The organism is Streptomyces tropicalis, assembly GCF_029269835.1.
GTDB lineage: Bacteria > Actinomycetota > Actinomycetes > Streptomycetales > Streptomycetaceae > Streptomyces > Streptomyces tropicalis.
In genome coordinates, this window is sequence record NZ_JARJBB010000025.1 from 39057 (window position 1) to 59938 (window position 20882).

Sequence of the window (20882 nt, forward strand, 5' to 3'; positions counted from 1 at the left end):
AGGGTTGCGGCCGTCGGGGCCGGAAGACGGGGCGTCGGGCCGCACGGCCCGCGCCGTGCGGCCGGGCCGCGGGGGCCGCGGCGCCGGTCAGGGGGCGGCGGCGCGGCCGTGCGCGGCGGACCGTCAGTGGTGCAGGATCTTCGACAGGAAGTCCTTGGCGCGGTCGCTGCGCGGGTTGCTGAAGAACTGGTCGGGCGCGGCCTCCTCGACGATCCGGCCGTCGGCCATGAAGACCACCCGGTTCGCCGCGGACCGGGCGAAGCCCATCTCGTGGGTGACCACGATCATCGTCATGCCGTCGCGGGCGAGCTGCTGCATGACCTCCAGCACCTCGTTGATCATCTCCGGGTCCAGGGCGGAGGTCGGCTCGTCGAAGAGCATCACCTTCGGCTCCATGGCCAGCGCCCGCGCGATGGCCACGCGCTGCTGCTGTCCGCCGGAGAGCTGCGCGGGGTACTTGTCGGCCTGCGCGCCCACGCCGACCCGGTCGAGCAGGGCCCGGGCCCGCTCCTCGGCCTGCCTCTTGTCGGTCCTGCGGACCTTGATCTGGCCCAGCATCACGTTCTCGAGCACGGTCTTGTGCGCGAAGAGGTTGAACGACTGGAAGACCATGCCGACGTCGGCACGCAGCCGGGCCAGCTGCCTGCCCTCCTCGGGCAGCGGCTTCCCGTCGATCGTGATGGTGCCCGAGTCGATGGTCTCCAGGCGGTTGATGGTGCGGCACAGGGTGGACTTGCCGGACCCGGAGGGCCCGATGACCACGACGACCTCGCCGCGGGCGATCGTGAGATCGATGTCCTGGAGCACGTGCAACGCGCCGAAGTGCTTGTCGACACTCCTCAGGGCGACCAGATCGCCGGTCGAGGCCGCTTCTTCCTTGGCCGTCGATACGTGGGTCATGGCTACTCCGGCTCCGTCCTCCTCGGTTGCGGAGGACAGTAATTTCCCGGTACGACCTGCGTCATTACATCTGAGGGAGACTTGAGCATCACGATCCGATAGCAATCGGACACACGTCGTAGCTGCTGCCGTACGGGTGCGTACCGGCTGGATAACGGAAGCCGCGAGCAACCGGAACGCTCTTGACGCCGTCCTAGTCCATCGGCGTGACTGCCCTGGGACACGCGTGCGGGCGCGCGCCCTACAGACCACGATCGTACGACCGATGAACCGGAGGGGGCCGGGATGAGACTGCTGCTCGTCGAGGACGACAACCACGTCGCCGCGGCCCTGTCCGCCGTCCTCGCACGGCACGGATTCGACGTCACCCACGCCCGCAGCGGCGAGGAGGCGCTCCAGGCGCTCGTCCCGGAGGGTGCCGGCTTCGGCGTGGTCCTGCTCGACCTGGGCCTGCCCGACCAGGACGGCTACGAGGTCTGCGGCAAGATCCGCAAGCGCACCGGCACCCCGGTGATCATGGTGACCGCGCGGTCCGACGTCCGCTCCCGCATCCACGGCCTCAACCTCGGCGCCGACGACTACGTCGTGAAGCCCTACGACACCGGCGAGCTGCTCGCCCGCATCCACGCCGTCAGCCGCCGCACCCCGCACGTGGACGACACCGGTGACACCCGGACCGCGCTGCGCCTCGGCCCCGTCCGCATCGAGCTGCCCACCCGCCAGGTCAGTGTGGACGGCACGGCCGTCGCCCTCACCCGCAAGGAGTTCGACCTGCTCGCGCTGCTCGCCCAGCGCCCGGGAGTGGTCTTCCGCCGGGAGCAGATCATCAGCGAGGTCTGGCGCACCAGTTGGGAGGGCACCGGCCGCACCCTGGAGGTGCACGTCGCCTCGCTGCGCTCCAAGCTGCACATGCCGGCGCTGATCGAGACCGTCCGCGGAGTCGGCTACCGACTCGTCGCACCGGCCGGGTAGCGGGGACGGGTGCGCACACGCCTGCTGCCGCTGCTCATCGTCCTGATGGCGGCCGTCCTGCTCGCCCTCGGCATCCCGCTCGCCGCCGGCGGGGCCGCCGCCGAACAGCAGACCGAGGTCGTCGACCGCATCGACGACACGGCGCGCTTCGCCGCCCTCGCGCAGTTCGTCACCGACCGCCCCAGCGGGTCCCGCCGGACCACGCCGGACGAGCGCCGCGAGACCCTCGGCCGCGAACTCACCAGCTACTACGAGGTCTACGGCATCCGGGCCGGTGTCTTCTACCGCACCGGCACCCCCATGGCCAACGCTCCCGACGACTGGTACCTCCCCCCGGCGGGCGAGGTCCGCGACGCGTTCGAGGAGGCACTGCTCAGCCGGCGCAGCCACGACCCCGCACAGGTGTGGCCCTGGCAGCGCCGCCGCCTGGTGGTCGCCTCGCCGGTGATCCGGGACGGCGACGTCGTCGCGGTCGTCGTGACCGACTCGCCCACCGGGCAGATGCGCTCCCGGACCCTGCAGGGCTGGCTGCTCGTCGGCGCGGGCGAGATCGCGGCGATGCTGCTCGCCGTCGGTGCCGCGCTGCGGCTGACCGGCTGGGTGCTCAGGCCCGTACGGGTCCTCGACGCCACCACCCACGACATCGCCACCGGCCGGCTGAAGTCCCGGGTCGCGGTGTCCGGCGGGCCGCCGGAACTACGGCGGCTGGCCCGGTCGTTCAACGAGATGGCGGACCACGTCGAGGACGTGCTGGAGCAGCAGCGGGCCTTCGTGGCGGACGCCTCGCACCAGCTGCGCAACCCGCTCTCCGCGCTGCTGCTGCGCATCGAGCTGCTCGCTCTGGAGCTGCCCGAGGGCAACGAGGAGATCGCCTCGGTCCGCACCGAGGGCAAGCGGCTCACCCAGGTGCTGGACGACCTGCTCGACCTGGCGCTCGCCGAGCACGCCGAGGCGGACCTGCGGCTCACCGACATCGGGGCCCTGGCCGCCGAGCGGGTCGCGGCCTGGGCGCCGGCCGCCGAGGCCGAGGGGGTCGAGCTGGTCGGGGAGTGCCCGGCCACCACGGCGTGGGCCGACCCGGTGGCGCTGTCCTCCGCACTGGACGCGGTGATCGACAACGCGGTGAAGTTCACGCCGGGGGGCGAGCGCGTCGAGGTCACCGTCTCCACGCAGCGGGACACCTCGTCGGTCGTCGTCACCGACCGCGGACCCGGGCTCACCGACGACGAACTGGCCCGTGTCGGCGACCGGTTCTGGCGCAGCGGCCGGCACCAGAACATCAAGGGCTCCGGTCTGGGCCTGTCCATCGCCCGGGCGCTGATCACGGCGGGCGGCGGCGCGATCGACTACGCACGCGGCGAGCCGGGCGGGCTCCGGGTGACGGTCACCGTGCCGAGATCGGGGCCTTCGGCGCCGTAGCCGGGCCGGGGCGGTCGGCCCGGGGCATGTCCGCGACGTCGCCTCGTTCGCCCGCAGGGCGGGTGACACGGCGTCCGGTGCGTGTTCCGGGCGTCCCCTTGCCCGAAGAGCTCGGGAGAGCGTGCCGGGTGTCGCGACGCGGACGGGACTCCGCGGACGTGGCCTACGGCTTGACCGAGCGGTAGTAGCGCCGTGCGCCCTCGTGCAGGGCCAGCGGGTCGGTGTAGATGGCGGTGCGCAGATCGACGAGCTGAGCGGAGTGCACGTGGGCGCCGATGCGGTCGCGGCTCTTGATCACGGTGCGGGTGATCCACTCGGTCAGCCGCGGGTCCATGTCCCGGCGGGTCATCAGCAGGTTGGAGACGGCGATGGTCGGCACCGTCTCGCCGTGCTGCACGGACGGGTAGGCCGACTCCGGCATGTTCGTGGCGCGGTAGTAGCGGGTGGCGTCCCCCTGGGCGTGCATCCGGGCCACCAGGTCGGCCTCGATCGGCACGAAGCGGAACGCGAACGTCGAGGCCAGTCGGCCGAGGCCGTCGGTGGGCAGTCCGCCCGACCAGAAGAAGGCGTCGATGGCGCCGCGGCGCAGCTGGTCCGGCCCGGTGTCGATGCCGTCGCCGGTCGGCCGGACGTCCTTCGCCGGATCCATCCCGGCCGCCCTCAGCACCCGCGTGGCGATCAGGCGCACACCCGAGTTCGGCGGCCCTATGGCCACCCGCTTGCCGCGCAGGTCCGCGACGGAGGTGATGGACGAGCCGCGGGGGACGGCCAGCTGCACGTAGTCGTCGTAGAGGCGGGCGACACCGCGCAGCCGCGCGGCCCCCGGGCCGCCCGCCAGCTCGTAGGTGTCCACGGCGTCGGCGGCGGCGATCGTGAAGTCGGCGCGGCCGGTCGCCACCCGCGCGACGTTCTCCTGCGAGCCGGCGCTGGTCAGCAGCCGCACCTCCAGGTGCGGCATGTCCTTGTCGAACTCGGAGCGCAGCAGCTTGCCGTACTCCTGGTAGACGCCGCGCGGCGTGCCGGTGCTGAAGGTGATCGTGCCGCGCGGCGGCTCGTCGCCCAGCGGGAGCAGCCACCACAGCAGCAGCCCCAGGACCACCACGCCGGCGGCCGAGCCCTGCAGGGCCCGACGCCTGCCGATCCGGGGGAACACCTTGGACATGCGCGTGATCCTGCCAGCCGGTGCGCGGTACTGACCAGGGCCCGGCCTCCCGGGCACGCGGAGGGGACCGTCCGGGGCGGCGGATACAGTCGCCGTATGAGCTCCTCGCCCGCCGGCCTCGTCCGCGAGTTCCACCGCGCCCTCGGGCTCGCGGCCCGCCGTACGCCGACCGAGGTGTCCCCGGAACTCGCGGCCCATCGCGGTAAGTTGCTCGCCGAGGAGGCGGCGGAGGCGGCCGAGATCGCGGTGGACGGCCCGCTCGACCGGCTCGCGCACGAGCTGGCCGACGTCGTCTACGTGGCCTACGGCACGGCGCTGGTCCACGGCATCGACCTCGACGAGGTGATCGCCGAGATCCACCGCTCCAACATGACCAAGCTCGGCCCCGACGGGCAGGTCGCCCGCCGCGCCGACGGCAAGGTGCTCAAGGGCGACCACTACCGGGCGCCGGACGTGGCGGCCGTGTTGCGCCGCCAGGGGTGGACCCCGGGCGGCGCGTGACGGCGTCCCGTACGGGGGACGTCACCTCAGGGGCGCCCTACGAGGGTGAGGCGCCGCCCGCCAGTTTCCACTCGCGGTGCAGCGTGCCCAGCGGGACGGTCCGGGCTGCCGAGCGGCACGGTCGCGCCGTGCGGACCCACCCGCACGCGGCCCGCCTGGGCCCACGACACCTGGACGCCGGGCAGCAGCCGGTCGACGGCGAACGAGGCCGGGGCGACCGGCACCGCGCCGCGGGCCGTCTCGTCGCCGAGCACCGCGTTCAGCGCGGCGGGTTCGGTCTGCACCTCGGTGCCCCGGCCGGTCTCGCCGACCACCCGGGTCACCCGGGCGAGCAGGCCGTGCGGCGCCCCCGGTGCCGTGGCGCTGGCGATCACCTCCCCGACGGCGGTGCGGTGGGGGCGGCCGGTGGCGCCGGGCGAGGGCGAGGGGCCGGGGCGGTCGTCGTGCGGGGCGACGACGGCGCGCCCGGTCCGGCTGTCGTACGACCGGACGGTCAGCGAGGTCCTGTGCGCCAGGCTCCGCGCGGGGCCGCCGGTCGCGGTGGCGGCGGTGCCTGCCGGGGCGGCCGCCACGGCGGCCGTGCGGTCCGCGGCGCCGGCCGTTCCGTCCGGGTCCGGCCGTGACGACGCGGCGGGGGCGCCGCCGGACGGGGGCGGGGACGAGGAGCAGCCGGCGGCCAGCAGGAGGCCGGTCACGGCGAGGGCGGGGATCAGGGCACGTCTGTGCCGGGTGCGTCTGCGCAAGGTCGGTCCCGGTTCGGAGGGTGGGGGGTGGCATGCGGGTGCCGGACGCGGCAGCGCGGACGGCACCTCGGCGGACGGCGGAACTCCGCCTGTCTACCGATGAGTAACAAGTCGGGAGCATGCCATGGCGTCCCACTGGCACCGCACGATCCGGCCACCGCGGGCGGGGGCGGGGCGGCGCTCCTCGCCGTGCGCGGGCGCGGGCGGGCGCACCCCGGCCGCTCCCGTTGGCGCCGCCGTCGTCCGCCACGGCGACGGGCATGCGGGTTACGGAGGTGCCGGCGGTGGGGTGCGGGCCGGGCGGCTGCTCGAGGAGGTGCATACCGTGAGGGCCCGGCGGTGGGGGGTGCCGCCTACGGTGGTGCTGCCTGCGGGGGGCGGCTCATGGGGATGCCCGGTCCCGTCGCCGGGGCACCCGCTCCGGTCAGCTCTGCGCGCGCCTCCGCCGGGCGGCGACGCCTTCCCCGGCGGCGTGCGCCGTGACGGCCTCCGCTTCCGCCGCGGCGGCGGCGCGTCCGTCGTGCGACGCGGCCCTCCCGCCCGCGGTCCGCGTCCCCGGGCGCGCGCACGCCGCGGCCAGGACCAGCGTCAGACCGCACAGGGTCAGCGCGTCCTTGAACGCCCTGCGCGTGGACGCGTCCAGATACGGAAACGTGAACTCCGGAACCTGCGGTACGAGGGCCGCCCAGAACCACGGTGAGCGCGCGACCGACCCCGCCTCCAGCGCGCCGGCGCACAGCAGCGGCACGACCACGACCAGGTAGTGGTCGTAGGACGGCCGCGCCACCAGGTACGACGCCAGCATCAGCAGCGCCGCCGTGTCCGCGAGCCGCGCCGGACCGGGGTCGGCGCGCCGCCAGCGCAGGCACGCGCACACCACACCGCCGGCCGCCGCGGCCAGCGCCACCGCCTCCGCGACGGCCGGCGGGATCCCGAGGCGCGGCAGCACCGCGGGCAGCGAGGCGTCGAACGGCCGCATCAGACCGTCCCCGCCCTGCAGCAGGAAGGGCAGGGTGTGGGTGAAGAACCGCCCCGGATCCGGCATCACCAGGGCCGCGCCCAGCGACAGCACGGCGGGCAGCGCCACCATCCAGGCCAGGCCCCGCCACCGCCGGGCCAGGACGAACAGCAGGGCGACGGGCAGCAGCAGCGGCTTGACCGCCACCGAGACCCCGAGCACGGCACCCGCCGCCGCCCAGCGCCCGCGGTCCGCCAGCAGCAGTGCCGCCGGCAGGGCGAGGGCGCTGACGGCCGTCCAGTTCCCCAGGTTCACCAGATGGCCGACGGGCGCCCACAGCAGGACCAGCCCCAGCAGCCCCAGGACCGCGAACCGGCTGCCCGGCGGCACCCGGAACAGCCGTACGGCGCACCACCAGCCCGCCACGAGCAGCGCCACGCACACCACGGGCGCCCCGACCCGGACCGCCTCCGGCGGCAGCGCCGCCTGCCCGCCCGCGAACAGCACGGCGCTCGGCAGGTACAGGAACCGCCGGTCCGCGTAGGGGGCGCCGCCGTGCAGCCAGACCTGCCCGGCGTGCACCACGAACGCGTTGTCCATGCCGCCGCCCGCGAACGCGACGGCCACCCGCACGGCACGGGCGATCAGCACCGCGGCGAGGAGGGCGACCGCGACCGGACCGGCCGGACGCAGGAACCACGCGCGCATCGTCCCGTCCCCGGGGGCGTCGGAGCCGGCCGTCCGCAGGGCGTCACGAAGCTGCATCACACGTACCTGTCCGGAGAGGGCCGCGAGGGGCGGACCGGCGCTGCTGAGACGGGGCCTGCCCATTTTGGGCCAGTTGTCCGCCCGGGGGAGGGCAGCCTGCGGTCGTGTCGCGCCGTTCCGGCCCGGCCGGCCGCCGGCCACCGCGGGCGGGGCCGTCACCGCAACCGCCTACCCTTGAGCCATGACCAGCAGCAGCGACCGGAGCCCGGCAGTGGACGTCCTCTCCTCCAAGACCTACGAGATCCGCACCTACGGGTGCCAGATGAACGTCCACGACTCCGAGCGGCTGGCCGGGCTGCTGGAGGACGCCGGCTACGTGCGCGCGCCGGAGAGCGCCGACGGCGACGCGGACGTCGTCGTCTTCAACACCTGCGCCGTCCGGGAGAACGCGGACAACCGCCTCTACGGCAACCTCGGCCACCTCGCACCGAAGAAGGCCGCCCGGCCCGGTATGCAGATCGCGGTCGGCGGCTGCCTGGCGCAGAAGGACCGCGACACCATCGTGAAGCGGGCCCCGTGGGTGGACGTCGTCTTCGGCACGCACAACATCGGCAAGCTCCCGGTGCTGCTGGAGCGCGCCCGCGTCCAGGAGGAGGCGCAGGTCGAGATCGCCGAGTCCCTGGAGGCCTTCCCCTCCACACTGCCCACCCGCCGTGAGAGCGCGTACGCGGCCTGGGTCTCCATCTCGGTCGGCTGCAACAACACCTGCACCTTCTGCATCGTCCCGGCGCTGCGCGGCAAGGAGAAGGACCGCCGCCCCGGCGACATCCTCGCCGAGGTCGAGGCCCTGGTCGCCGAGGGCGTCTCCGAGATCACCCTGCTCGGCCAGAACGTCAACGCCTACGGCTCCGACATCGGCGACCGCGAGGCGTTCAGCAAGCTGCTGCGGGCCTGCGGGACGATCGAGGGCCTGGAGCGGGTCCGCTTCACCTCGCCGCACCCGCGCGACTTCACCGACGACGTCATCGCCGCCATGGCCGAGACGCCGAACGCGATGCCGCAGCTGCACATGCCGCTGCAGTCCGGTTCCGACACCGTGCTGAAGGCCATGCGCCGCTCCTACCGCCAGGAGCGCTACCTCGGGATCATCGAGAAGGTCCGGGCCGCCATCCCGGACGCGGCCATCACCACCGACATCATCGTGGGCTTCCCCGGCGAGACCGAGGAGGACTTCGAGCAGACCCTGCACGTGGTGCGCGAGGCCCGCTTCGCCCAGGCCTTCACCTTCCAGTACTCCAAGCGGCCCGGCACCCCGGCCGCCGATATGGAGGACCAGATCCCCAAGAAGGTCGTCCAGGCCCGCTACGAGCGCCTGGTCGCACTCCAGGAGGAGATCTCCTGGGAGGAGAACAGGAAGCAGGTCGGCCGCACCCTGGAGCTCATGGTCGCCGAGGGCGAGGGCCGCAAGGACGGCGCCACCCACCGGCTCTCCGGGCGCGCCCCCGACAACCGCCTGGTCCACTTCACCAAGCCGGACGAGGACGTGCGTCCCGGCGACGTGGTCACCGTCGAGATCACCTACGCCGCCCCGCACCACCTCCTCGCCGAGGGTCCGGTGCGGGCCGTGCGCCGCACCCGCGCGGGCGACGCCTGGGAGAAGCGCAACGCGGCGGAGGCCGCCAAGCCCGCCGGCGTGATGCTCGGTCTGCCGAAGATCGGCGTCCCCGAGCCGCTGCCGGCCGCCGCGGGCAGCGGCTGCGGCTGCGACTGACCCCGACCCGCCGCCCTGCGCCACCGCGGACACCGCGTTTCCGGCGCGCGTCCCCGTGCACGCCCCGGCCGTGTTCCGGCGCACGGCCGGGGGCGTCCGCGGGGACGCGCGGCCGGTGTGCGCCGCCGTGCCGCATGCGGGCGACAGGCGCCTCGGCCTCCCTTTCCCCGGCCGCCGTCCGGGGCCCTTTCCCGAGTCGGTGCCCGGGGGCGCGGCCGCCGCGGCGGCGCGGGGACGCCGAGTGCCGTCCGGGCGGCGGACGGCGTTACGCTGCCGATCATGCTTGTCGCCGCCGCCGTCTGTCCCTGCCCACCCCTGCTCGTCCCCCCGGTCGCCGGAGGGGCCGCGCACGAGCTGGACGCGACGCGGTCCGCGTGCACGGACGCGCTGGGTGTCCTCGCCGCCGCACGCCCGGACCGGCTCGTGGTCGTGGGACCGGCCGGGCCCGCCGCCGACGGCCCGTACCCGGAGGGCGCCCGTGGCTCGTTCCGCGGGTTCGGCGTGGACCTGGACGTACGCCTGGGCCGCGACCGGGGCGCGGCGCCCGGGCGTGAGCTGCCGGCCTCGCTCGCCGTCGCCGCCTGGCTGCTGGAGCGGGTCGGCCGGTCCGACGCCCCGGTCGAGGGGCTGGCGGTCGGGCAGGACCTGGAACCCGCGCGGTGCGCGGCGGCCGGTCGGGAGATCGCCGCGTCCTCCGACCGCGTCGCGCTGCTGGTGATGGGCGACGGCAGCGCCTGCCGGACGCTCAAGGCGCCGGGCTACCTCGACGAGCGCGCGGCCCCCTTCGACGCCGCCGTGGCACGCGCCCTCGGGGCGGCGGACCCGGCGGCCCTCATGGCGATCGACGCCGAGCTGGCCCGAGAGGTACAGGCCGCGGGCCGGGCACCCTGGCAGGTGCTCGCGGGCGCCGCCGAGGGGGCCGGGCTCTCGGGCTCCCTGCTGCACGAGGACGCCCCGTACGGCGTGGAGTACCTCGTCGCGACCTGGACCTGAGGGGCCTGGACCCGAGGCCCTACGGACGTACCCACCCACGGGCGCACGGACGTACGGCCTCACGGACGTTCGGGCCCCCGGCCCCGCGGCTCCTCGGACCGCCGGATGCTCCCCCGGTCCTCGGCCGGGAGGACCCGGGGTCGCGTGGCGCGGCCGGCCGGGGCGGCGCCGTGGCCTGAGGCTCGGCGGTTGCGCGGGCACGCGGTCGCGTCCGGTGCGTTCAGGCGGCGGGCGGCGGCTCGGGCGAGTCGCCCCCGGGGCCGTCCGGCCGGGGCGCCGTGTCGTCGCCGGACGGCGGTGTGCGCGTGGGGCCCCCGCCCGGGCGGGAGCCCGCGGAGCCGGTGCCCGGCGCGGCGCCGGAGGGATCCGTGCCGCGCGCCGGGCCGGTGTCCCGCTCGTCCTCGTGGGCCAGCCGCGCCACCGCCTCCTTCGCCTTGCCCGCGCCGGCCTGCAGCCGCGTGCCGTACTTGCCGCCGGTCCGCGCGTCGACGAACTCGGCCGCCCGGTCGAGTCCGTGCCCGATCCGGTCCTCGTGCCGGTGCGCCAGGTCCGCGACCGTGTGCCGGGCGCGGTCCAGCCCGGCCTTCATCTCGTCCCGCAGACTCATCGTCGGCCTCTCCCTCCGGGCGGTCACCTGCGGACGCCCTCGCCGGTCTCCTGCTCGGCCGCCCCGCCGGCCGTCTGCTGCCGGGGAATCCCGACCCCGTCGCGGCGCCCGGCCCCGTCTCCGGACCCGCCCTCCTCGTGGTCCTCCACGCCGTCCCGGCCCGCGGTCGCGCCGTCCGTGCGGTCCGCAGCGGCGCCGGCCTCCCCGTCCACCGCCGAGGACGGGCCCTGCTCCCGTTCCTCCCGCTCGCCCGCAGCGCCGTCCGCGCCCCCGGCCTCCCGGGCCGCACCGGTCCCCGTCTCCTCCGCGCCGTCCCGCGCCACCTCGGCCCCTGCACCCTCCTCGGCCTGCGACACCGAGCCGGTCGAAACCGCCTCCGCGCCCTCGGCGCCCTCAGCCGCGCCGTTCTCCGCGCCCTCGGCGCTCCCCGTGGCCCCGGCACCCTCCGCCCCGGCACCGTCCGTTCCAGCGCCGTCGGACCCGGCACCGTCCGTCCCGGCGGCGCCCCCACCGGACGCGTCCTCACCGCGCTCCGCCGCGGCCGACCGCCCCGCATCGGACATCGCCGCGAGTTCCTCCCCGGCCTCCTCCGTGGCCTTCGCCCTGCCGAGAAGTCGCGCAAAAATGCCCATATCAACTCCATATATTACGTGTACGGACGAATAGCCGACCGGTCGGCCGGCTCCACGGCCGGCGCCCCGGAACGGGCCGCAACCCGGCCGGAATCCGGCGACGAGTGCCTCGCAACCTGCAACGACCCCGGAACCGCACCGACACCTCACTCGTTCGAGGCGGCGGGCGGACGTTTGCGAAACTGGTGCGGTGAGCAGTGCACCCACCGCCCCCCGTGTCATCGCCGTCGTCGGCCCCACCGCAGCCGGAAAGTCGGATCTCGGCGTCTTCCTGGCCCGCCGGCTCGGCGGAGAAGTCGTCAACGCCGACTCCATGCAGCTCTACCGCGGGATGGACATCGGCACCGCGAAACTGACGCCGCAGGAGCGCCAGGGCGTGCCGCACCACCTGCTGGACATCTGGGACGTCACGGTCGCCGCCTCCGTCGCGGAGTACCAGCGGCTCGCACGGCAGCGGATCGACGCGCTGCTCGCCGAGGGGCGCTGGCCGATCCTCGTCGGCGGCTCCGGCCTCTACGTCCGCGGAGCGGTGGACAACCTGGAGTTCCCCGGCACGGACCCCGTGGTCAGGGCCCGGCTGGAGGAGGAGCTCGCCGTCCGCGGCTCGGGGGCGCTGCACGCGCGGCTCGCCGCCGTGGACCCCGAGGCGGCACGGGCGATCCTGCCCGGCAACGGGCGCCGTATCGTCCGGGCCCTGGAGGTGATCGAGATCACCGGGCAGCCCTTCACCGCCAACCTCCCCGGCCACGACTCCGTCTACGACACCGTGCAGATCGGCGTCGACGTGGCCCGCCCCGAGCTCGACGAGCGCATCGCCCGCCGGGTCGACCGCATGTGGGAGGCCGGGCTGGTGGACGAGGTGCGCGCGCTGGAGGCGCAGGGCCTGCGGGAGGGGCGCACGTCGTCGCGTGCGCTCGGCTACCAGCAGGTACTCGCCGCGCTCGCCGGGGAGTGCACCCTCGACGAGGCCCGCGCCGAGACCGTACGCGCCACCAAGCGCTTCGCGCGCCGGCAGGACTCCTGGTTCCGTCGGGACGCGCGGGTGCACTGGCTGAGCGGGGCTGCGGCGGATCTCACAGAACTTCCCGAGCGGGCGCTGACGTTGGTCGAACGACCGGTCACAGCCTGATCACGTGATGGCATCGGGACGCCCAGGCCGTCATCCGGGCCTTCGGCGCCGTGCCATCATCGAGCTTCGATCGACCAAATGGAGTCCGAGTTGGGAGGGCGCGTGGCGATGGAGGCCGGCCCTCGCGACACCGCACAAGGCACCGAGCACATCACCGTGGACCGGGGTGGCGCGGAACCCGACGACGGCTCGCTGAGCCCCGACGGGCCCGACGAGGAGGGCGGGGTCACCGCCGACGGCCCGGACCCCGACGAGATGTACGCCGGGCCGGAGGTCGAGGTCGAACTGCGTCCGCAGCGCCGGCTGCGCATCTGGCAGCTCGCGCCCATCGTGGGTCTGGCCGCCGTCGGCTCGCTGATGTTCGCCTTCCCGCTGGCCTTCGACTTCGGCGACAGCGGCGCCGTGATCGCCATGCTGGGCCTGCTGATCTGCTCCTGCGCGGCCGGCTGGGGCATGATGGCCGCCCGCAGGGTCGGCCACACCTGGCCCGGCCTCCCGCCGCGCGGTTCCGGCCGCCGCACCGACTGGCGTCTCGTGGGCGTGTACGCCGTGCTGGTCGCCGTGGTCGCGGTCCTCGCCGTCTGGCGCGTCGCCCGGCTCCGCTGACCCGGCCGCCGCCCGGCGGCCTCACCGGCCCCGGAGCCCGCGCCGCCCCGCCGACGCACGCCCGTCTCGCGCCCCGTACGCCGACCGCACTGCGGCATGACCGCCGGGTTCCCCGGCCACCCCGTACGATCGAGGGATGAGCACGCGGACCGCCTTCCTCAAGGGGCACGGCACGGAGAACGACTTCGTGATCCTCCCCGACCCGGAGAACGCCCTGGACCTGTCCCCGGCCGCCGTCGCCGCGCTGTGCGACCGCCGGGCGGGCATCGGCGGCGACGGCGTGCTGCACGTCGTGCGCTCGGCCGCGCACCCCGAGGCGCGGTCCATGGCGGCCGAGGCGGAGTGGTTCATGGACTACCGCAACGGCGACGGCTCCGTCGCGGAGATGTGCGGCAACGGCGTGCGGGTCTTCGCGCGCTACCTCCAGCACGCCGGGCACGTGGCCGAGGGCGACCTCGCGATCGCCACCCGCGGCGGCGTGAAGCACGTGCACCTCGCCAAGGACGGGGACGTCACCGTCGGCATGGGCCGGGCCCGCCTGCCCGAGGGCGAGGTCACGGTCCGCGTCGGCGAGCGCAGCTGGCCCGCACGGAACGTGAACATGGGCAACCCGCACGCCGTCGCCTTCGTCGAGGACCTCGCGCACGCCAGCGACCTGTACACCCCGCCGCCCTTCGCCCCTGCCGCCGCCTACCCGGACGGGGTCAACGTCGAGTTCGTCGTGGACCGCGGCCCCCGCCACGTCGCGATGCGCGTGCACGAGCGCGGCTCCGGGGAGACCCGCTCCTGCGGCACCGGCGCCTGCGCGGTCGCCGTCGCCGCGGCGCGGCGGGACGGCGCCGACCCGGCCGCCACCGGCACCCCGGCCACGTACACCGTCGACGTGCTCGGCGGAACGCTGGTGATCACCGAACGACCGGACGGTGAGATCGAGATGACCGGTCCGGCGGTGATCGTCGCCGAGGGCACGCTCGACCCCGAGTGGCTGGAAACCGCGCCCCGCTGACACCGCGTCCGCCTGCCTTCCCCGCACCGTTCCGGCCCCGTCGCCGGCCGTACGCGTGCCCCCGGGACGGGCGGAGGTGCGAATCGACGGGCGGTCGCCCGACGGATGACCGAAAACCGTAAACCTCCCGACCGTCGCTCGAATGGGTGATCCGTTTCACGCTCGCCGAGAGGCGGTCGGTCGGGCGTGCTGGGCTCGGTAGCATCAATCACCGGCCCGGGCGGGGGATCCGTTGCCATCCCCTGAGCCGTGTACGCCCTGGGGCGCCCCGTCCGCCGGTCGACGCAGCCGGAGGTCCCCATGAGTGCGGATGCCACGAATCCCGCGGCGCAGGGCCCCGTCTCTCCCGCGGCGCCCCGCCGGAGGACACGCCCCCGGATCGACCTGCGCCGCCTCGGCCGGGCCGCGCTGCTCGGCCCCGCGGCGCGCGACCGGCTGCCCGACGCCATCGGCCACGTGGCCGAGGCGCACCGCGCCCACCACCCCGACGCCGACCTGGAACCGCTGCGCCGCGCCTGGGTCCTGGCCGAGTCCTCGCACCGCGGCCAGATGCGCAAGAGCGGCGAGCCGTACATCACCCACCCTCTCGCGGTGACCCTCATCCTCGCCGAACTGGGCGCCGAGACAACGACGTTGACCGCCTCACTGCTCCACGACACCGTCGAGGACACGGAGGTGACGCTGGACCAGGTGCGCGAGGAGTTCGGCGAGGAGGTCCGCTACCTCGTCGACGGCGTCACCAAGCTGGAGAAGGTCGACTACGGCGCCGCCGCGGAACCCGAGACGTTCCGCAAGATGCTCGTCGCCACCGGCAGCGACGTCCGCGTGATGTCGATCAAACTCGCCGACCGGCTGCACAACATGCGCACCCTCGGCGTGATGCGCCCCGAGAAGCAGGCCCGCATCGCCCGGGTCACCCGGGACGTCCTCATCCCGCTCGCCGAACGGCTCGGCGTGCAGGCGCTCAAGACCGAGCTGGAGGATCTGGTCTTCGCGATCCTCCACCCCGAGGAGTACGAACACACCCGGGAGTTGATCGCCGAGAACACCGCCCGCGCCGACGACCCGCTGACCGAGGTCGCCGAGGAGGCCCGCCGGATCCTGCGCGAGGCCGGCATTCCCGGCGAAGTCCTCGTCCGGCCCCGGCACTTCGTCTCCGTGCACCGCGTGGCCCGCAAACGCGGCGACCTGCGCGGCTGCGACTTCGGCCGTCTGCTGGTCCTGGTGAACGAGGACGCCGACTGCTACGCCGTCCTCGGTGAACTGCACACCTGCATGACCCCGGTCGTCTCGGAGTTCAAGGACTTCATCGCCGTCCCCAAGTTCAACCTGTACCAGTCGCTGCACACCGCCGTCGCCCGCGGGGACGGGCAGGTCGTCGAGGTCCTCGTCCGCACGCACCAGATGCACAAGGTCGCCGAGGCCGGCGTCGTCGCGCTCGGCAACCCGTACTCCCCGGCCACCGACCCGTCCGCCCCCGGCGCCGACGACCCGGGCGACGGCGAACGCGCCGACCCCACGCGGCCCGGCTGGCTCTCCCGCCTCCTCGACTGGCAGCAGGCCGCCCCGGACCCGGACACCTTCTGGTCCACCCTGCGCGAGGACCTCGCACAGGACCGCGAGATCACCGTCTTCCGGCCCGACGGCGGCACCCTCGGCCTGCCCGAGGGCGCCACCTGCGTGGACGCCGCCTACGCCCAGTACGGGGAGGACGCGCACGCCTGCATCGGCGCCCGGGTCAACGGCCGTCTTGCCACCCTGAGCACCGTGCTGAGGGACGGCGACACCGTCCAGCCCCTCATGGGGCAGGACCCCGCCTCCGAACCCTCACGCGCATGGCTGGACCACGCCCACACCCCGGCCGCGCGCATCGCCATCCAGCGCTGGCTCGCGTCCCATCCGGCACCGGCGCCCACCGAGTCCGCCGACCGCGGGGCCGCGCCCCGGCCCGAGGTCGGCCCGGGCGACGACCGGGCCCCGAGCCGTGCCGAGAGCCCCCGCGCGGGCACCGCATCCCGGCCCGGCCCCGCCAGCGTGGTCGTCGCCGGCCGGCCCGGCGCCTCCGCGCGCCTCGCCGGCTGCTGCACACCCGTACCGCCCGACGGGATCACCGCGTTCCCGGTCCGCGGGGGAGGGGTGACCGTGCACCGCGTCGAGTGCTCCGCGGTGGCGGGGATGCGGACGGGCGGCCGCGCCGAGGTCGCGGTGCACTGGGGCGACACCACCGAGTGCCGGGTCACGCTGCTCGCCGAATCGTTCGGCCGCCCCCAGTTGCTCGCCGACCTCACCGAGGCCATCGCCCAGCTCGGCGTCGAGGTCGTCTCGGCGACGGTCGCCCCGCCGATGCGGCAACGGGTGCGCCACACCTACACGCTCCAACTCCCCGACGCCGCCCGCCTCCCCGCCCTGATGCGGGCCATGCGCAACGTCCCCGGCGTCTACGACGTGAGCCGCACCCAGCCCAACCCGCCCGGCAGATAGGCCCGGCCGGGGCCCGGTCCGCACGGGAACCGGCCCGGAAGAACCCGTTCGGGTGGGCTCGGCGCGCGCCGCCACCGCGCGGCCCCCGCGCGCTGGTAGCGGTGGTCCATGGCGCTCACCTTCCGCAACCAGGCCCGCCCCTCAGCCCCCGCACCCGCGGCGCAGGCCCCCGCGGCCCCGGCACCCGGCCCGCGCACCGGAGCACGGCGAGGACGCAGGGCGGCGGCGCTCCTCGCCTCGGCGGCCTCCCTCTGCCTCGTCGCCGCGAGCGCACCCCCCACGCCCCTCGGCATCGGCGACCGGCTCTTCCCCTACCTGGGCAACCCCGGCTACGACGTGACGGCGTACGACCTCGCCCTCACCTACCCGGGCAGCAACAGCAAGCCCCTGCGGGCCGTCACCACCATCGACGCCCGGGTCACCTCGGACCTGGGCCGCGTGAACCTCGACTTCGCCCACGGCACCGTCGACGCCGTGGAGGTCGACGGGCTGCCCGCCACCTTCACCGGCGCCGGCGAGGACCTGGTGATCGATCCGCCCGTGCCGCTGCCGCGGGGGAGCTGGATGCGGATCACCGTGCACCACACCAGCGACCCCGTCGCCGCCAAGGGCCAGGACGGCGGCTGGGTGCGCACCAAGGACGGTCTGGTCATGGCCAACCAGGCCGACGCCGCCCACCTCGTGTTCCCGTGCAACGACCACCCCTCCGACAAGGCGCTGTTCACCTTCCACGTCACCGCGCCCGACGGCTACACCGCCGTGGCGAACGGGCTGCCCGCCGGCGTCCGCCACACGGCCGGCGCGACCACGTGGACGTACCGCACCGAGCACCCGATGGCGACCGAGCTCGCCCAGGTGTCCATCGGCCGCTCCGCCGTGCTGCACCGCACCGGCCCGCACGGCCTGCCCGTGCGCGACGTCGTCCCCGCCGCCGACCGCGAGGCCCTCGAGCCGGTCCTGGCGAAGACCCCCGGCCAGATCGCCTGGATGGAGCGCAAGGTCGGGCCGTACCCCTTCGAGACGTACGGCGTGCTCATGGCCTCCGCCGCCACCGGCTTCGAGCTGGAGACGCAGACCCTCTCCCTCTTCGAGAAGAACCTCTTCACCAACCCGGCCTACCCCGAGTGGTACCTCGATTCGATCATGGTGCACGAGCTGTCCCACCAGTGGTTCGGCGACAGCGTCAGTCCGCGCACCTGGTCCGACCTCTGGCTCAACGAGGGCCACGCCACCTGGTACGAGTCCCTGTACTCCGACGAGACCGCGCACCGGTCCATGGACGCCCGGATGAAGGCCGCCTACGGCGCCTCCGACCGGTGGCGGGCCGCCGGCGGCCCGCCCGCACGGCCCAAGGCGCCCAAGCCCGGCCAGAAGATCAGCATCTTCCGGCCGAACGTCTACGACGGCGCCGCGCTCGTCCTGTACGCGCTGCGCGGGACGATCGGCAGGCCCGCCTTCGAGCGGCTGGAGCGCACCTGGGTGCGCACCCACCGTGACGGCACCGCGACCACGGCCGACTTCGAGCGCCTGGCCGAGCAGGTCTCCGGGCGGGACCTCGGCGCCTTCTTCGGGGCGTGGCTGTACGGCGCGAAGACCCCGCCGATGCCGGGGCACCCGGACTGGAAGCCCGTCCCCGCGCCGGTCGCCCCGCGGAATTGACCGGCGCGGGGGAGCGGGCGGCGGGCGGGTGATAACACGGTGACGAGACGGGCCGTGCCGTGCGACCATCATGAGGTCGGCGCGGCACGGCGCCCGGGAATCCCCCGGGGCGCCCGAGCGTTGAGCGCAGTGAGGGAGTGGCTGTCGGGGCCGTCGGGCCGTGCCTCCCGCTCCGTCCGGCCGACCACGGCATTCCCACGACGTAAGGACCCAATGACCTCCTCTTCTTCCTCTTCCCAGGCCAACAGGCGCGTTGCGCGCCCCCACCCCGAGGGTCTTCGGGCCGATGCCCTGATGGAAGAGGACGTCGCCTGGAGCCACGAGATCGACGGCGAGCGGGACGGCGAGCAGTTCGACCGCTCCGAGCGCGCGGCACTGCGCCGTGTCGCGGGCCTCTCCACCGAGCTCGAGGACGTCACCGAGGTCGAGTACCGGCAGCTCCGCCTGGAGCGGGTCGTGCTCGTCGGCGTGTGGACCTCGGGGACCGCGCAGGACGCCGACAACTCGCTCGCCGAGCTCGCCGCCCTCGCGGAGACCGCGGGTGCGATGGTGCTGGACGGCGTGATCCAGCGCCGCGACAAGCCGGACGCGGCGACCTACATCGGATCCGGCAAGGCCGGCGAGCTGCGCGACATCGTCCTGGAGACGGGCGCGGACACCGTCATCTGCGACGGTGAGCTCAGCCCCGGCCAGCTCATCCACCTCGAGGACATCGTCAAGGTCAAGGTCATCGACCGCACGGCCCTGATCCTCGACATCTTCGCCCAGCACGCCAAGTCCCGGGAGGGCAAGGCGCAGGTCGCGCTGGCGCAGATGCAGTACATGCTGCCGCGGCTGCGCGGCTGGGGTCAGTCGCTGTCCCGGCAGATGGGCGGCGGCAGCGGCGGCCTCGCGACGCGCGGTCCCGGTGAGACCAAGATCGAGACGGACCGGCGGCGGATCCGCGAGAAGATGGCGAAGATGCGCCGGGAGATCGCGGACATGAAGACCGGCCGCGAGATCAAGCGCCAGGAGCGGCGGCGGAACAGGGTGCCGTCCGTGGCCATCGCCGGCTACACCAACGCCGGCAAGTCCTCCCTGCTCAACCGCCTCACCGGCGCCGGCGTCCTGGTCGAGAACGCCCTGTTCGCGACCCTGGACCCGACCGTCCGCCGGGCCGAGACGCCGAGCGGCCGGCTCTACACGCTGACCGACACCGTCGGCTTCGTCCGGCACCTGCCGCACCACCTGGTCGAGGCGTTCCGCTCCACCATGGAGGAGGTCGGCGACGCCGACCTGATCCTGCACGTGGTGGACGGCTCGCACCCGGATCCGGAGGAGCAGCTGGCCTCGGTCCGCGAGGTGATCAGGGACGTCGGCGCCACCGACGTGCCCGAGATCGTCGTGATCAACAAGGCGGACGCGGCCGACCCGCTGGTCCTCCAGCGGCTGCTGCGGGTGGAGAAGCACTCCCTGGCCGTGTCGGCCCGCACCGGGGCCGGCATCGCCGAGCTGCTCGCGCTCGTCGACGACGAGCTGCCGCGGCCGTCGGTCGAGGTCGAGGCGCTGGTGCCGTACACGCACGGCAAGCTCGTCGCCCGCGCCCACACCGAGGGCGAGGTGATCTCCGAGGAGCACACCGCGGAGGGCACCCTGCTCAAGGCCCTGGTGCACGAGGAGCTGGCGGCGGACCTGGCGCCGTACGTGCCGGCACCCGCGCTCTGAGCGAGGACCGTCCCGGCGCACGCCGGGCCGGTCGCCACGAAGGCCCGCCCCCGAGCGAGGGGGCGGGCCTTCACGCGTGCTGCCGGTGGCGGGCCGGCGCCGGTGTCACCGGCCGCCGTAGGCCCGGCTCATGTTCTGGTGGAGCGCCTCGGCGCCCCGGCCCAGCTGCGGGCCGGCCGGCCAGGTGCTGTCGGACGGGCCGATCGAGGTGTTCGAGACCAGCTCGGTCACGCCGTTCACCACGCGGAACCAGCCGCCGCCGGTCATGGTGCAGCCGATGCGGCACATGGTGGGCAGCGCCGGGCTCGGCGAGAGGCGGCCGGGCCCGTCGACGCAGCGGAACATCCTCAGGCCCGTCGTACGGCGGCGCCTCCGGGTAGCCCCCAGGCGCCCGTCCGGGCGGCCTGGGCAGCCGACGCCGGTCGACCCCCGTCGAGTGCTGAGCCTGCGCGGGCGGTGCCGATGCCCGCGGGGTGCGCGGCCGCGCACCGGAGCCGTCGGGGAGTGGCACCCCGCTGTACCCGTGGAATCGGGAACGAACGGCGATGGGGCGGTGAAGGTTCCCTGAGACACCCCACCGCCGCGGCTGCGCCCCGGACGGTCCGCCGCCCAGGGCCTTTCTTTCGGATCAGGTCGGCTTCCGACGGCGGCGCCCTGCCATGGGGTCGAGCGGGGTCCGGTGCGTGCGGCGGCAAGGCGGAGGAGGAGGGCGGCGACGCGGAGCGTCGACAACCGACGACGACGCCGCAGACGTGCGTGCCGGACCCCGCGCCCCCCGGCAAGACCCGAAAGAGAGGCCCTAGGTGTATTGACCCGCAGGGTTGTTCACACGGCTGATCGGTGGCTGGCCGCCGAGTGCGGTGTGGCAGCGGTGGTGGTTGTAGGTGTGCAGGAAGTCTGCCAGGGCGGCCGTGCGTTCGTCGTTGCTGGT

Annotated in this window: 17 protein-coding genes and 2 pseudogenes; 11 read left to right on the forward strand and 8 right to left on the reverse strand. The window is 74.7% G+C overall.

Annotation, left to right across the window (positions count from 1 at the left end; all coding sequences use genetic code 11):
- Positions 1–123: 123 nt before the first annotated feature.
- Positions 124–900 (reverse strand): amino acid ABC transporter ATP-binding protein, encoded by a 777-nt coding sequence (locus tag P3H78_RS29235; RefSeq protein ID WP_276112178.1) that lies wholly within the window; start codon positions 898–900, stop codon positions 124–126.
- Between the two features lie 285 nt (positions 901–1185).
- Here P3H78_RS29235 and P3H78_RS29240 point away from each other — a divergent pair, with 285 nt between their 5' ends.
- On the forward strand, positions 1186–1872 hold the full coding sequence (locus P3H78_RS29240) for a response regulator transcription factor (RefSeq protein ID WP_276112179.1): 687 nt from the start codon (positions 1186–1188) through the stop codon (positions 1870–1872).
- Between the two features lie 9 nt (positions 1873–1881).
- Positions 1882–3291: a sensor histidine kinase gene (locus P3H78_RS29245; RefSeq protein WP_276112180.1), complete on the forward strand. Its 1410-nt coding sequence runs from the start codon at positions 1882–1884 to the stop codon at positions 3289–3291.
- Positions 3292–3454: 163 nt separating this feature from the next.
- Here the strand turns inward: P3H78_RS29245 and P3H78_RS29250 are convergent, their stop codons facing one another.
- Positions 3455–4453, reverse strand: a complete 999-nt coding sequence (locus P3H78_RS29250) for a TAXI family TRAP transporter solute-binding subunit (protein WP_276112181.1) — start codon at positions 4451–4453, stop codon at positions 3455–3457.
- A gap of 96 nt (positions 4454–4549) precedes the next feature.
- On the opposite strand from P3H78_RS29250, the gene P3H78_RS29255 reads away from it, so the two are divergent.
- Positions 4550–4954 carry a pyrophosphohydrolase domain-containing protein gene (locus P3H78_RS29255; protein WP_276112182.1) on the forward strand — a complete coding sequence of 135 codons (405 nt, stop codon included), beginning with the start codon at positions 4550–4552 and terminating at the stop codon, positions 4952–4954.
- Between the two features lie 26 nt (positions 4955–4980).
- Here P3H78_RS29255 and P3H78_RS29260 read toward each other — a convergent pair whose 3' ends face one another.
- Positions 4981–5697, reverse strand: a complete 717-nt coding sequence (locus P3H78_RS29260) for a hypothetical protein (protein ID WP_276112183.1) — start codon at positions 5695–5697, stop codon at positions 4981–4983.
- Positions 5698–6121: 424 nt separating this feature from the next.
- Positions 6122–7420, reverse strand: coding sequence for a glycosyltransferase family 87 protein (locus tag P3H78_RS29265; RefSeq protein WP_276112184.1), 1299 nt, complete (start codon positions 7418–7420; stop codon positions 6122–6124).
- A 184-nt stretch (positions 7421–7604) separates the two neighbouring features.
- Here P3H78_RS29265 and miaB point away from each other — a divergent pair, with 184 nt between their 5' ends.
- Complete coding sequence (miaB, locus tag P3H78_RS29270) at positions 7605–9134, forward strand: tRNA (N6-isopentenyl adenosine(37)-C2)-methylthiotransferase MiaB (RefSeq protein ID WP_276112185.1); 1530 nt, start codon at positions 7605–7607, stop codon at positions 9132–9134.
- 279 nt (positions 9135–9413) lie between these two features.
- Positions 9414–10127 (forward strand): class III extradiol dioxygenase subunit B-like domain-containing protein, encoded by a 714-nt coding sequence (locus P3H78_RS29275; protein ID WP_276112186.1) that lies wholly within the window; start codon positions 9414–9416, stop codon positions 10125–10127.
- A gap of 220 nt (positions 10128–10347) precedes the next feature.
- Here the strand turns inward: P3H78_RS29275 and P3H78_RS29280 are convergent, their stop codons facing one another.
- Entirely contained in the window at positions 10348–10734 is a 387-nt protein-coding gene (locus P3H78_RS29280; RefSeq protein WP_276112187.1) for an antitoxin, read from the reverse strand.
- A gap of 23 nt (positions 10735–10757) precedes the next feature.
- Complete coding sequence (locus P3H78_RS29285; protein WP_276112188.1) at positions 10758–11366, reverse strand: hypothetical protein; 609 nt, start codon at positions 11364–11366, stop codon at positions 10758–10760.
- Positions 11367–11556: 190 nt separating this feature from the next.
- Between P3H78_RS29285 and miaA the strand changes: the two genes are divergently transcribed.
- From miaA to hflX, 6 genes are all read left to right on the forward strand, one after another.
- A complete protein-coding gene (miaA, locus tag P3H78_RS29290; protein WP_276112189.1) occupies positions 11557–12495 on the forward strand; it encodes a tRNA (adenosine(37)-N6)-dimethylallyltransferase MiaA in 939 nt (312 codons plus the stop codon).
- Between the two features lie 108 nt (positions 12496–12603).
- Positions 12604–13101, forward strand: a complete 498-nt coding sequence (locus P3H78_RS29295) for a hypothetical protein (RefSeq protein WP_276112195.1) — start codon at positions 12604–12606, stop codon at positions 13099–13101.
- Positions 13102–13237: 136 nt separating this feature from the next.
- Positions 13238–14107, forward strand: a complete 870-nt coding sequence (dapF, locus tag P3H78_RS29300) for a diaminopimelate epimerase (protein ID WP_276112190.1) — start codon at positions 13238–13240, stop codon at positions 14105–14107.
- A 300-nt stretch (positions 14108–14407) separates the two neighbouring features.
- Positions 14408–16588, forward strand: a complete 2181-nt coding sequence (locus P3H78_RS29305) for a RelA/SpoT family protein (protein WP_276112191.1) — start codon at positions 14408–14410, stop codon at positions 16586–16588.
- Positions 16589–16696: 108 nt separating this feature from the next.
- A complete protein-coding gene (locus tag P3H78_RS29310) occupies positions 16697–18247 on the forward strand; it encodes a M1 family metallopeptidase (RefSeq protein WP_276112192.1) in 1551 nt (516 codons plus the stop codon).
- A gap of 213 nt (positions 18248–18460) precedes the next feature.
- Positions 18461–19951 carry a GTPase HflX gene (hflX, locus tag P3H78_RS29315; RefSeq protein WP_276112193.1) on the forward strand — a complete coding sequence of 497 codons (1491 nt, stop codon included), beginning with the start codon at positions 18461–18463 and terminating at the stop codon, positions 19949–19951.
- A gap of 105 nt (positions 19952–20056) precedes the next feature.
- Here hflX and P3H78_RS29320 read toward each other — a convergent pair.
- Positions 20057–20397, reverse strand: a pseudogene (locus tag P3H78_RS29320) (hypothetical protein); the annotation flags it as partial.
- A gap of 353 nt (positions 20398–20750) precedes the next feature.
- Positions 20751–20882, reverse strand: a pseudogene (locus P3H78_RS29325) (integrase core domain-containing protein); the annotation flags it as partial.

Bases quoted from the DNA above. Each gene is read 5' to 3' on its own strand.
- miaB (WP_276112185.1), top strand. From the start codon at position 7,605: ATGACCAGCAGCAGCGACCGGAGCCCGGCAGTGGACGTCCTCTCCTCC.
- P3H78_RS29280 (WP_276112187.1), bottom strand. From the start codon at position 10,734: ATGAGTCTGCGGGACGAGATGAAGGCCGGGCTGGACCGCGCCCGGCAC.
- P3H78_RS29235 (WP_276112178.1), bottom strand. From the start codon at position 900: ATGACCCACGTATCGACGGCCAAGGAAGAAGCGGCCTCGACCGGCGAT.
- P3H78_RS29305 (WP_276112191.1), top strand. From the start codon at position 14,408: ATGAGTGCGGATGCCACGAATCCCGCGGCGCAGGGCCCCGTCTCTCCC.
- P3H78_RS29285 (WP_276112188.1), bottom strand. From the start codon at position 11,366: ATGGGCATTTTTGCGCGACTTCTCGGCAGGGCGAAGGCCACGGAGGAG.
- P3H78_RS29240 (WP_276112179.1), top strand. From the start codon at position 1,186: ATGAGACTGCTGCTCGTCGAGGACGACAACCACGTCGCCGCGGCCCTG.
- P3H78_RS29255 (WP_276112182.1), top strand. From the start codon at position 4,550: ATGAGCTCCTCGCCCGCCGGCCTCGTCCGCGAGTTCCACCGCGCCCTC.
- P3H78_RS29295 (WP_276112195.1), top strand. From the start codon at position 12,604: ATGGAGGCCGGCCCTCGCGACACCGCACAAGGCACCGAGCACATCACC.
- P3H78_RS29275 (WP_276112186.1), top strand. From the start codon at position 9,414: ATGCTTGTCGCCGCCGCCGTCTGTCCCTGCCCACCCCTGCTCGTCCCC.
- hflX (WP_276112193.1), top strand. From the start codon at position 18,461: ATGACCTCCTCTTCTTCCTCTTCCCAGGCCAACAGGCGCGTTGCGCGC.
- P3H78_RS29250 (WP_276112181.1), bottom strand. From the start codon at position 4,453: ATGTCCAAGGTGTTCCCCCGGATCGGCAGGCGTCGGGCCCTGCAGGGC.
- P3H78_RS29310 (WP_276112192.1), top strand. From the start codon at position 16,697: ATGGCGCTCACCTTCCGCAACCAGGCCCGCCCCTCAGCCCCCGCACCC.
- dapF (WP_276112190.1), top strand. From the start codon at position 13,238: ATGAGCACGCGGACCGCCTTCCTCAAGGGGCACGGCACGGAGAACGAC.
- P3H78_RS29265 (WP_276112184.1), bottom strand. From the start codon at position 7,420: ATGCAGCTTCGTGACGCCCTGCGGACGGCCGGCTCCGACGCCCCCGGG.